Below are 12141 nucleotides of genomic sequence, written 5' to 3'. Positions count from 1 at the left end.
TTAGCTTAACTCTGGAAGGGCTGTGTGATGAATCTGAACACAAGCGGGCAGGATGGGCATCGCGAAGGAATAGCTGCGGAATTGGCCCGCTTTGCGATGGGGGTAGTGCCGGATCGTATTCCGGAAGAGGTGCGAGCGCGTGCGAAACATCTGGTTCTCGATGCGGTTGGACTTGCCTACGCCACTAAAGGCTACCCCTTCACCAAAGTGACAATGGCAGCCATGCAATCCCTTGGGAGCGGGACTGCCACAGTAATAGGGCACGGCCGAAGCCTCCAGACGAGAGATGCGATGGTGATGAACGGACTGCTCGTGCACGGACTCGATTTCGACGACACCCATACGCGCGGTGTGATTCACGCAACGGCAAGCCTGTTGCCTTGCACACTGGGTCTGGCTGAATTGCATGGGGCAAGCGGACTGGAGCTACTCGCTGCCTACATTGCCGGCGTAGAGGTTGGCGCGCGTCTGACGGCCGCTGGAAACGGTGGGTTTCACGAAACCGGATTTAATCCGACCGGCGTGGTGGGCGCCTTCGCCTGTGCAGTAGCCGCCTCGCGTCTTGCCGGGCTTTCGCAGCAGCAAGCCTGGATGGCGCAGGGCATCGCGCTTTCCATGGCAAGTGGCAGCCAGGCATTTTTGCAAGGGGGTGCATGGACCAAGCGCATACAGCCTGGCTGGGCAGCAGGGGTTGGAATGACAGCCGCCACCCTTGCCAAGGAGGGCTTCATCGGGCCTAAGGAGCCGTATGAGGGTAGGTTCGGTCTTTACACCAGCTATCTCGGGGAAGTCCGGAACCTGGTGGATTTATCTCTTGCTACGAGCGAACTCGGTGACGTGTGGCAGACGATGGAGGTCGCAGTCAAACCCATTCCAGCGTGTGTATTTGCGCACGCGGCAACCGATGCAGCTACGATCCTGCATGACGAGTTTCAGCGCACGGTTGATGAGCTCGCCATTTCTGCCGCCGATGCGGTAAGACGCGTACGCGTCAAAGTTCCGCGAGAAGTGGTGAAAACCGTTTGCGAACCCGTGGCAGCGAAGCGCCTACCTGCTAACGCCTATGAGGCTCAGTTCAGCATTCCCTATGTCGTGGCTACCGGCTTGCTGAAAGGACGGTTCACGCTGAATGAATTGCAGGACGACGCCGTAACCGATCCGCAGGTTCTGGCGCTTGCCGCGAAGGTTGACTACGAGATTGATCCGGACTCGAACTTCCCCCGTCATCATTCGGGTGAAGTCATCGTTGCTTTTGCCGATGGGCGCAGCCTTGCGCATCGTGAGGCCGTCAACCGTGGCTCTGCCGACCGGCCGGTGAGCAATGACGAGGTCGTCGAGAAGTACTATGCCAACGTCGACGGCGTTCTTTCCACGGCACGAGCTGACCAGATTCGCGATGCAGTGCTGTCGCTCGATCGAAACCCTCTTGGTAGCCTGCTCGCGCTCCTGGCTGAACCGGTCTGAAGCGGGACACCGCCGGTGTATCGCCGGCGGTTATTACAAGTGGGAGACTATTCCGGCGTTTCAACAGTTCAATAAATCGCGGCATTCCGATGATTCAGTCAACTCAGTTTATACGGAAAATCCGGAATAGCGATTTCCTGTGATTTTCTATCAGAGGCTAATTCTCTGAAAGCGCTAATAAGAGACCAAATTTTGCTGTTGTTCGCCAAGCTAGTGCGTTACGTAACGCACAAAATATGATCGTGCAGGAAACCTTCGTACCGCATTCCCCTGCGGTATGCGACGTCTAAAAAAGGAATTCAACATGACTTCGTCCAACACCACGATCGGCAACAATGGCAGCAATACTTCGGCCTTGATGAATGACTCGATGAGTCCAAACAAGACTTCGGGTACATCGGCGGCAGACCTGCAGCAGACTTTCCTGCGACTCCTCGTCACGCAGTTGCAAAATCAGGATCCGACCTCGCCAATGGACAGCTCACAAATGACCTCCCAACTGGCGCAGATCAATACGGTGAGTGGCATAGCGCAGCTCAATACGTCGCTTCAATCGTTGTCGTCACAGCTCAATGCAAGTGAGACGGGCCAGGCCAGCGGCCTGATTGGTCATGCTGTACTTACGCCTGGCAATACATTCAGAGTTGACTTTCTTAACAACGCCGACGGAACGCAAAGCGACAAGGAGGGGACCTCGCCTTTTGGTGCGAAGCTTGCTGTTGACTCCACGGATCTTAAGTTCCAGGTTCGCGACGATACAGGCAGGGTGGTCAGTACCATCGACATGGGCAAACAGGCGGCGGGCGTTGTGCCCCTCACGAGCTGGCCCCCGGCCGACGACGCAGGCAACCCGCTGCCCGCGGGCAACTATGCATTTACTGTGACGGACGTTGGTGCCGATCCGTCAGCGACCGCGCCAGTGGCATTGACAGGGCTCGCGGTAAGCGGCGTGGTCCAGCAGCAGGACGGAACGACTGGCCTGCTACTCAACAACGGCACGACGGTTCCGCTGAACGGTGGAGTCTCTGCTCTTTTTTGAAGTAACTCTCATCCGTTGGAGGATGGCAACCGGGAGGCCGATTCGGGCCACCCGGTTTGCACATTGCCAAACTTGTCACGCTCAATGGTGACGATACAGCCAACCTTCGCTTGAAGTCGTATTGCCAGACCCGACCGCACGCTTGCCCGCCTGTGAATCGTCGTCACGAACGCCACCATACGCATCGGCTTTCTCATTCGCGTCTTGAGCTTCGGCGTGCAGCGTTTGCGTACTCACACCGCGTTGGGAAGCCGGCGCGCCGACCGATGGTCGATAAAACGGTGCGGGACCATAGCCGCTTGCGAATGCGGAAAAAGCAGTTCCACTCAATGCTGCCGCAATGATAATCGCCGTCAGTTTGATCTTCATGATTAACCCTTTAAATTTCAATAGATTTAAGACGTCGCGCCGACCATTGTTTCGAAATGTTCCCGCGACCTGCCAACGTAGTGTATGTCGATCGCCCCGGAAATTTGTACGCTATATGTCGAAATCATCATTCTGGAAATTGAGACATCCTGGAGTTCAATACAGAATATGCACGACTCTAATTTGACAGGAGTTGTGTCGAAAATCGGCATGCCAGATTCGACATTAACGGACTGAGCCGAACGAGCAAAAATTCGATGCTATCGGGCATTCCCGACGATTACGTGCATTGCCAAAACCAGCGCAGTGGAATCGGCCTCACTATATAGTGTTAGATGAGTTGCGGGACGAGCGCCTACTGCCATTCGATTGCATTGGGCAGGCTCGTGACGCAATGGCTCCGCTTTCGAAAAAAGTCCACTTCTGAAAGGGACGGTGAGTGACGCGATCATGCCATTGAAATTAGGTGACCCCTCGGCCTTGGGTTTAGCAGGTTTTGGACTGACGACATGGTTGTCGAGCATGATCAATGCCGGATGGTTTCCTGGCGACGCTTCCGGGCTTGTTGTCGCGAGCGCATTCATCTATGGGGGTGGGGCACAAGTCATTGCAGGCGTGCTGGAATTTCTGAGGGGTAATACTTTCGGCGGTACGTCTTCCCTCGGTTACGGGTCGTTCTGGTTGTCGTATGCGCTGTTCGTTCAGTCGTCTCGCCACGTCCCGTCGGCATTTGTCGGCTGGTATTTCTTTCTGTGGGGAGTCTTCACGCTATACATGTGGGTCGCTTCATTGCGCTCGCCGCGGGCGCTGCAGATCGTTTTCCTGTTGCTATGGATTGTGTATTTTCTGCTAGCCGGTAGCGAATGGTTGGCGTCGACCGTTCTGCGGACGTTGTCCGGATATGCCGGTTTCTTGACAGCGCTGTCAGCGTTCTATCTGTCTGCCGCTATCGTAATTAACGATGCGCACGGAAGATCTGTGTTACCTGTCGGTTAGATAAGCAGCACACGCAATACACATACGCACTTGCAGATCCGGCGATTTGACCGCGAAGATCGACGCGGTCGAACCGATCGTCAGGAATGCAATCCGGCTGCGTGGCATGGTCACCCAATGCTCGTCTGATTGGGCGTCTCGGCGTGCACGAAGGCGGTTTCGAAGTCAACGAGTTCCGACTCGCTGAGGCTGCCGTCATGATTTCCATGGTTATCAACCAACGCGCCGAGCGTCTGTGCAAATGCGGTGTTGCCACCGTCGAGGTTCACCTGGGCGACACCTGCCAGGAACTCGCTATGGGAAATCGACCCGTCGCCATTGGCATCGAACGTGTCGAAAAGCTGGCTCGCTTGAGTGTCGCTGCCGCCATACTGCGCAATGATTCTCTGGAAATCCGCTTTGGACACACTCCCATCGAGCGGAATGAGCGGTAAGGGTCCCTCGGGCACGCGCGATCCTGGGATATGCGATGCAAGTGGATTGTAGTAGAGCGTCGTGGCTGTGACGCCTTCCCCCGCGAGCCTCGCGATTGCGTCGGCATTCTGATCAAAATCTACGTGATGAGCAGTGGTCGAGCTTTCGCCGGGCAAAGCAGAGGGTGTAGCCGGCGTTGCTTGAGCGGGTGGTGTGTTAACGGCAATGTTGAAACCAGCACCGAAGTCGTCACCGGACGATTGTTTGGTGTTGAGTCGGGTGATTTCATTCGTAAACAGTCCACCAAGGGGCGATAGATTCATGACTGGCACTCCACTGTGTTAGTCGTGTCAACGGGGGATTGAGCGGCGCGAAACCTGCGATGAGACTGAGCAGAGCCGACCTGTTATCTATTCAATCGTAATGGCCTGTGTCGTTTTCGATATGGGGAGGAGTGGAGGAATAACCCCCTATATCGTGCGAATACACCGCGGCAGATGAAATCACCCCGAACGCCTCTGAGCAACGATCAAATGGGAAAGGGCGCATCTCGGCGAGATTAAAGTGGCAGCGGTCACGCCTTCTTAAGATGCGGATATAGAAATGAACAAGGAATCGTTTTTGGGTTTACGTCGGTTGGTAGTTGTTGTGGGCGCAACCATTGCCGCAGCGGCGCCTCAAAATCGGCATAGCGCTCACGGATGATGGCCAGCGCCCGGTCGGCCGTCGCCTCATCGAGCCTGTTATTGCTTGCCTCGAGCACCGGCCCGATACCAGGCCGGCTGGTCCGTGCTCACGCAAGCGCGCCACCAGTCGCCTGATCTGCCGGGTGGTCAGCCCGAGCCGCCCGGAAGCGCGCCATGGCATCAGCAGGCCATCGGCCACGTCCTGAATCACCCTGAACCGGTCGAGTTCGTGCATCGTCATCGTGATCCGTCTGCGCAGCCATCGCAGCCTCCGGCGCCGCAGGATCGACGCCGGACAAGCTTAGGCTGCTGCAAAGCGGACATCTGAACTTGGCCAGAAGCGGACATTACTAAAAAGCCCTGACATCCAAAACGTTGTTAATTTATCTTATGTCAACTTTAAAAAACACCATGGAGAAGTCGCTGTATGCAGTATGTGCCGCCATTTGGTTGGACGACCGGTCATCAGGGTGAAGCCGACACTGGAACGTCCGAGTGACGCAGCACCTGAGTGGCGACGCGGAGTAGACGTAGCTCTGCCTGCGTCGAGCGCAGAAGCACTCGAGCAACCCGGATGACTTGCAGGGTGCGAGAGCGGACACCACGGGAGGCAGCGGATGTTCTGCATGTGCCTTGGGCGCGTGGCGCTTCAGACAACCTTGCCAGTCTCACCAGCAACAATCACCCGCTCGTCCGAATCTGCCTCACGCGGGTACCCGGCGCCCCGTCTTCGATTGCGTAACCGAGCGCTTCGATTCGGTCGCGCAGCGCATCCGATTCGCGCCAGTCGCGGCGCGCACGGCACTGCGCGCGTCGCTCCACGAGTTCGCGCACTGCCTCGGGAATCACGACGGCCTCCTCTGGGCGCCATTGATCGAGGCTTAATCCAAGCACCTCGTCGAAGCGGGCGATGGTCGCTTTCCTGTCTGCTTCGGGCAATCTGCCTTTCACGATTTCCCACACCAGCGCAAGCGCGTTCGGCGTATTCAGGTCGTGATTGATTTCCTGCAGAAACCGTTCGACAAGCGCTTCGTTGGGTACTCCTCCACTCGGCCAGCCATGGAACTTTTCTCTCAGCCGCTCAAGCGCAGCGCTAGCTCCTTGTAACGCGGCTGTCGAAAAATTCAGGTGCCCGCGGTAATGCGCACCCAGGCAAAGGTAACGAAACGCGAGCGGATCAGCCCCGTCGTCAATCAGTGTCTGCAAACGAAGAAAATCCCCGCTTGATTTCGACATCTTCGCCTGATCCACCTGCAGGAAGTAACCGTGCATCCAGAAATTGGCAAGGCGTGTGCCGTAGCACCCTTCGTTCTGCGCGATCTCGTTGGTGTGATGCACAGGGATATGATCTTCGCCGCCGCAATGAATATCGAACCACGGACCGAGATACTTGCAGGACATCGCTGAACACTCGCTGTGCCAGCCTGGAAACCCTCTGCCCCACGGGCTTTGCCATTCCATCTGCCGGTGCTCGTGTGCCGCGCTGAACTTCCACAATGCAAAGTCGGTGGCGTGGCGTTTATCCCCCATCGACACTCGCGCGCCAGCTTCAAGTCCGTCCTTGTCGAGCCGGGCCAGAAACCCGTATGCGGATTGCTTCGATGTATCGAAGTAAATGCCGTCGGGCGTGGCATAGGTGTAGCCATTACGATCCAATGCCTCGATCAGCGCGATCTGGTCGGCGATATGCTCGGTCGCTTTGCACCAGACGATGGGCTGCCGGATATTCAACCGCTCCAGATCGGCGACGAATGCGTCGGTGAAACGTTGCGCGATTTCCCATGCCGACACACCGCTACGTCGGCTTTGGCGCTCCACCTTGTCCTCGCCGTCGTCCGCATCGGACAGCAGATGGCCGACATCTGTGATATTGACCACGTGCCGAACCGTGTATCCGTTGAACTCGAGGGTCCGCCGCAGCACGTCTTCGAACAGATACGTGCGCAAATTGCCGATATGCGCATAGTCGTACACTGTCGGGCCGCAGCAATACAGGCCCACCCAATCGGTGTGCACCGGCTTGAAGGGCCGAGCCGTCCGTTCCCACGTGTCGTACAGAAGAATTTCCATGGTAGCGCCGAGCGTATTTCGAGGTTGGTTGTCGTCAGGCTGACGAAACATTGGCAAAGATCTGCTGGCCGCGAGGCGCCGACGCGATGCCCGTGCCGGTGTGCGCCACGATCCGCTCGAAGATACGCGCCGCCGATTCGAGGATCGGCGTACCTGGCCCGAAGATGTCGGCCACGCCAGCCCGGTGTAGTTCGTCGTGGTCGGCTTCCGGTATCACGCCTCCGAGAAACACCGGCAAACGGCGCGGCAATTGCCGATCCATCGCGTCCATCAAGGCTGGAATCGAGTGCCGGTGACCCGCTGTTAGCGACGAAATGCCGATCGCGCGGACCTTCGACGCTGCGGCGAGCCGCACCACTTCATCGGCCGTCTGAAACAGCGGCCCGGTGACGATATCGAAGCCGAGATCGCGCAGCGCGCCGGCAATCACGCCGATCCCGCGATCATGTCCGTCCTGCCCGAGCTTGGACAGCATGATGCGCGGTGCACCATGAAGAGCGGCAAACTGGCGGAGATCCTGCTGCAGTTTCAACCAGCGGCGGTCGCTCGCGAACGCTGTTTCGTACACGCCCGCCAGCACTTCGGTCTTCACGGCATGCCTGCCCCACACTTTTTCAAGCGCCGCGGATATTTCACCGACGGTGGCGCGCGCGCGTGCAGCGCAAATCGCCAGCTCGAGCAGATTGCCGCCGTCCGGGTGGGACGGCTCGTTCGCCGCCGCATGGCGCAGCGCGGCCAGTGCGCCTTCGACGTCACGAGGATTGCGCGCGGCCTTCAGCTGACGGATTCTGGCGACCTGTTCGCCGAGCACCGCACTGTTGTCGATCCGGCGGATATCGGTCTGTTTTTCATCGTTTGCCAACCGGTACTTGTTGACGCCGACGATGACGTCCTTTCCCGTATCGATCCGCGCCTGCTTGCGCGACGCGTCGTTGCCGATCTTGCGCTTCGCCCATCCCGAATCGATCGCATCGACCACACCGCCTAGCTGGTCGATCTCTTCCATGATCTGCGTCACCTGGGCGACGATCTGCTGCGTCAGCGACTCCATCATGTACGAGCCTGCCCACGGATCGACGACTTCCGGAATCCGCGTTTCCTCGCGGATGATCAACTGCGTGTTGCGCGCGAGGCGCGCCGCGAACTCGCCGGGCAGCGCCAGCGCTTCGTCGAGCGAGTTGGTATGCAGCGATTGCGTGCCGCCGAATACCGCCGCCAATGCTTCGATCGTGGTGCGCACAACATTGTTGTGGGGTTCTTGCTGCGTCAGCGACCAGCCCGACGTCTGGCAGTGCGTGCGCAAGATACGCGAGCGTTCGCTTTGCGGATTGAATTCGCCGACGATCTGCCACCACAGCTGACGGGCCGCCCGCAGTTTGGCGATCTCCAGATAGAAATTCATGCCGACCGAGAAAAAGAAACTCAGTCTGCCGGCGAATTCGTCGATACCCAGACCGCGGGCCAATGCGCCCCGCACGTACTCGCGAGCATTGGCCAGCGTAAAGGCTAGTTCGAGTGTCGGCGATGCGCCGGCCTCGTGCATGTGATAGCCGGAAATCGAAATCGAGTTGAACTTGCGCATATGCTGTGCGCAATATTCGATGATGTCGGTCGAGATCCGCAACGACGGGCGCACCGGATAGATATAGGTATTGCGCACCATGAACTCTTTCAGAATGTCGTTCTGAATCGTGCCGGTGAGCGCCTGCGGCTCGACGCCCTGCTCCTGCGCGGCGACGATGAAGCACGCCAGTACCGGCAGCACCGCGCCATTCATTGTCATCGACACGGAGACGCGATCAAGCGGAATGCCGTCGAACAGCAACTTCATGTCTTCGACCGAATCGATCGCCACGCCGGCCATGCCGACGTCGGCGGCCACGCGCGGATCGTCCGAATCATAGCCGCGATGGGTGGGCAGATCGAAGGCCACCGAGATGCCGTCGACGCCGTCGCGCAGCGCGGTGCGATAAAAAGCGTTGGATTCCTGCGCAGTGGAAAATCCGGCGTACTGCCGGATGGTCCATGGCCGCGACGTGTACATCGTTTCATAGGGGCCGCGCAGATAAGGGGCCGCCCCCGGCAAGGTGTTCTGAAAAGGCAGCGTGGCGGTATCGGCTGCGGTATATACCGGCTTGAGCGGAATCTGTTCGATTTCCCGCTGCAGTTTGCCGACATCCGCGCTGCTGTCGCCCAGAGGTTCGGGCACGTCATTGCTGCAAGCGTCCTGCATGGTCTTTCTCCGATGAAAGAGTCAGGGTCGTCCGGCCATTTGCTGCACATCGACTGCTGGAATCCGGTCCTGGTGCACCGGCGGTGCGAGCTAGCCTTGCACCAGTTCGATCAGCACGCCCTCGCCGCAGACGGGGAACGCGTCGCTCGCCGACGGATGGATAAACGCCATGCGAGCACCGCCCGCACCTTGCCGGATACCGCCATCGGTGAAACGCACGCCTTGCGTGGCGAGCCATTGCACAGCCGCATCGAGGTCGTCGACCGTCAGTCCGACATGATTTAGGGGAGGTCTCGCCACATTGGGTTTGCGTGCGGCATCGAGCGGCTGCATCAGATCGATCTCGACGGCGCCGGCACCTGTGCCGGCGACCAGAATGTCTTCGTCGACGTTTTCCCGTTCACTGCGAAAGTGCCCCGAGACTCGCAGTCCGAGCAGATTCACCCATAGGTTCGCGAGCCGTTCCTTGTCGCTGCCACCGATTGCGACATGGTTCACGCCGAGAACTTCGAACGGCCTGCGGGGATCCTGGCTAACGGCATTGCGGCGCGCCTGTGCATTTGGCTGACGCTCGCGCAGATGGCCCGCCACCAGCTCCAGCAGCGGCTGCGGCGCCGCCTGCAGATAAAAATGGTCGCCCTTCAACAGGTGATACGAGAACGGCCCACTGGTCACTTCGCGCCACGCAATCAGTTCCGTTTCGGTGACCTGTGAATCCTCGTCGCCTGCGAACGCCACGATTTCGCATCCAAGCGGATGGCCGATCAATGGGGTATAGCGCTCATTGAGTTCGAAGTCGGCACGCAGACCTGGCATGAAGATATGGAACATTGCCTGATCGCGCAGTACCTCGTCCCGCGTGCCGCCAAGCTGGCGGATCGCATTCATGAATGCGGCATCCTCAAGGCTGTACACGGGCGGACGCGGGCTGCGCAAATGGGGCGCGCGGCGCCCCGACACCAGCAGCGATTGCAACGGCAAGCCTCGCCCCACTACGCGGCGCGCCACTTCGAAGGCGACGATCGAGCCCATGCTATGGCCGAACAGTGAGAATGGACGATCCATATGCGGCGCGAGCGCATCGACCAGCGGATCGATCAGATCCTCGATGCGGCGATAGGCTGACTCGCGCATGCGTGCTTCCCGTCCCGGCAGCAACACCGGGCAAACGTCGACATCGTCGGCAAATGCCGCGCGCCACGGCTTGTATAACGCTGTGCCGCCGCCCGCATGCGAAAAACAGAACAGCCGTTGCGCAGCGGACTCGGTCGCCTGCGAGCGCGCGCCAATCCAGCTCTTATGCATCGTTGCGTTTTCCTAATAAGCAGTGAAAATCTGGCATGAGTTAATGCCGCCAAAGCCGAAGCTATTCGACATCGCGGCATCGATCCGGCACGGCACCGCCTGCTTGCCGACCCACTTCGGGCGGCTGTCGATCGGTTGGTCCAGAGCCGGATTCGCGTGTGCGAAGCCATGCTGCATTTGCAACACCAGCGCCACGGCCTCCAGCAGCCCGGCACTTGCAAGACAATGGCCGAGCAGTGCCTTGGGCATGTTGATCCACGGACTGTGCGCGTTGCCGCCGAACACTTCGACTAGCGCGGCCGCCTCGACCTGGTCGCCGAGCACCGACGACGTCCCATGCGCGCTGACCAGACCGATCGCCGCTGCGTCGAGGTCGGCCTGCTGCAGCGCGCGCCGCATCGTCGCCACCTCGCCGGACACGCTCGGATTGGTCGAGCGGTTCGCATCGAGTCCCATCGTTGCGGCGGCTAGCCGCGCAAGCGGCTGCCCGGCTGGAGTTCCAGACGCGCCGGCCCGCTCGAGCAACATCGCAGCGCTGCCCTGGCCGTATACGAAGCCAGCCGCGGCTCGATCGAATGGGCGGCAAACCAGTGCGCCATGTGCCGCCGGCACGGCATCGCGATATAACGCGCCGACCGCCGACAGTGCCGAAATTTCGGCATTCGACAACATCATCGGCACGCCGACCACCAACACTGCGTCGACTTCCTCGCTTAACAACGCGCGGCGCGCGTGGGCCAGCGCAATACCGCCGCTGGCGGATGCGCCGCCCACCACATAGCCTTCGCCCTTGATGCCGAGAGCCTCGCTGATTGCGCCGACAAAATCCGTATCCATGAAATCGCTGGCGTAGCTCGGACGCACCGCCCGCCCGCCGGCGACGCGCGCCATCGACTGCGCCGCCGCGCGCTGGTCGAGATTCGAGCCGCTGACGATCAGCGCGACGCGCTCGGCCGCCGCTTGCGTGCCGGACTGGCACCACGCCTGCGCGGCAGCCAGCAACGCCGCGCGCAGCGGCGTGCCGGCGCGGCGCGCGATACGCTGCAGCGAAGCGCTCGATGCACTGTCGATGCCGAGGTCTGTGGCCAGCGTCGCGATATCGCAGTCGGGCAGCGGCGCGAGCACCGGCAACGCAAGCTCTGGATCGCTGCAGCGGACGATCGCGCTGCGTCCCTGCCGCAGCCCCTGCAACAGCGCGCCGCGACCCACTCCAGGCGCACTGACGGCACCAAGACCAGTCACAACGATGTCGTGCGCCACGATCAGCGCGCCGTCATGAAGCTGCACAACAGGCGCACCAGACTGCGCAGGTCATGCACGGCCGAAAATTGCGTAATCGGGATATCGAGCTGCAGATCGTCGAGCGTCTTCCACACGATGTCCATGCGGTCGATACTGTTGCAGCCGTAGTCGGCCATCTTGCCGGCGATCGATATCTGCGCCGTGTCGACGCCCGGCATCAACTCGCCGATATTGCGGACGATCGTTGCGAACACCTGGTCTTCCAGATCCTTGTCGATTTGCAGGGCATCGGTCATGTTCTTTTCCTTTCTATGGTTGGCAGC

General features: G+C 59.6%; 10 protein-coding genes and 2 pseudogenes. 3 read left to right on the top strand and 9 right to left on the bottom strand.

Going from position 1 to position 12141, the window contains the following annotated elements:
• The first annotated feature begins 27 nt into the window (after nt 1-27).
• Together ACYVNQ_RS13770 and ACYVNQ_RS13765 are read left to right on the top strand one after the other, a co-directional pair.
• Nucleotides 28-1464 carry an MmgE/PrpD family protein gene (locus ACYVNQ_RS13770; protein ID WP_460903584.1) on the top strand — a complete coding sequence of 479 codons (1437 nt, stop codon included), beginning with the start codon at nt 28-30 and terminating at the stop codon, nt 1462-1464.
• A 304-nt stretch (nt 1465-1768) separates the two neighbouring features.
• The gene (locus ACYVNQ_RS13765) at nt 1769-2503 is read left to right on the top strand and encodes a flagellar hook assembly protein FlgD (protein WP_460903048.1); all 735 of its coding nucleotides are present in this window, start codon (nt 1769-1771) and stop codon (nt 2501-2503) included.
• Between the two features lie 81 nt (nt 2504-2584).
• On the opposite strand, the gene ACYVNQ_RS13760 is transcribed toward ACYVNQ_RS13765, so the two are convergent.
• Nucleotides 2585-2872 (bottom strand): hypothetical protein, encoded by a 288-nt coding sequence (locus ACYVNQ_RS13760; RefSeq protein ID WP_460903047.1) that lies wholly within the window; start codon nt 2870-2872, stop codon nt 2585-2587.
• 435 nt (nt 2873-3307) lie between these two features.
• Here ACYVNQ_RS13760 and ACYVNQ_RS13755 point away from each other — a divergent pair, with 435 nt between their 5' ends.
• Nucleotides 3308-3868, top strand: a complete 561-nt coding sequence (locus ACYVNQ_RS13755) for an acetate uptake transporter (protein WP_460903046.1) — start codon at nt 3308-3310, stop codon at nt 3866-3868.
• Nucleotides 3869-3978: 110 nt separating this feature from the next.
• Here the strand turns inward: ACYVNQ_RS13755 and ACYVNQ_RS13750 are convergent, their stop codons facing one another.
• The 8 genes and pseudogenes from ACYVNQ_RS13750 to ACYVNQ_RS13715 form a co-directional block, all read right to left on the bottom strand.
• Nucleotides 3979-4605 (bottom strand): EF-hand domain-containing protein, encoded by a 627-nt coding sequence (locus ACYVNQ_RS13750; protein WP_460903045.1) that lies wholly within the window; start codon nt 4603-4605, stop codon nt 3979-3981.
• A 356-nt stretch (nt 4606-4961) separates the two neighbouring features.
• Nucleotides 4962-5209, bottom strand: a pseudogene (locus ACYVNQ_RS13745) (helix-turn-helix domain-containing protein); the annotation flags it as partial.
• Nucleotides 5210-5649: 440 nt separating this feature from the next.
• Nucleotides 5650-7038 carry a cysteine--tRNA ligase gene (gene cysS / locus ACYVNQ_RS13740; protein WP_460903582.1) on the bottom strand — a complete coding sequence of 463 codons (1389 nt, stop codon included), beginning with the start codon at nt 7036-7038 and terminating at the stop codon, nt 5650-5652.
• 34 nt (nt 7039-7072) lie between these two features.
• Entirely contained in the window at nt 7073-9235 is a 2163-nt protein-coding gene (scpA, locus tag ACYVNQ_RS13735; RefSeq protein WP_460903580.1) for a methylmalonyl-CoA mutase, read from the bottom strand.
• 126 nt (nt 9236-9361) lie between these two features.
• Entirely contained in the window at nt 9362-9850 is a 489-nt protein-coding gene (locus tag ACYVNQ_RS13730; protein ID WP_460903579.1) for a VOC family protein, read from the bottom strand.
• 30 nt (nt 9851-9880) lie between these two features.
• Nucleotides 9881-10576: pseudogene (locus ACYVNQ_RS13725) on the bottom strand (thioesterase II family protein); the annotation flags it as partial.
• A 12-nt stretch (nt 10577-10588) separates the two neighbouring features.
• Nucleotides 10589-11863 (bottom strand): beta-ketoacyl synthase N-terminal-like domain-containing protein, encoded by a 1275-nt coding sequence (locus tag ACYVNQ_RS13720; protein ID WP_460903044.1) that lies wholly within the window; start codon nt 11861-11863, stop codon nt 10589-10591.
• Nucleotides 11839-12114: a phosphopantetheine-binding protein gene (locus ACYVNQ_RS13715; RefSeq protein ID WP_460903043.1), complete on the bottom strand. Its 276-nt coding sequence runs from the start codon at nt 12112-12114 to the stop codon at nt 11839-11841. Before ACYVNQ_RS13715 ends, ACYVNQ_RS13720 begins: the two co-directional genes overlap by 25 nt.
• Between the last annotated feature and the right edge of the window lie 27 nt (nt 12115-12141).

The organism is Paraburkholderia jirisanensis (assembly GCF_054782355.1).
Note: the sequence above shows the minus strand (reverse complement) of the source record. Positions and strands in the feature narration are given on the sequence as shown.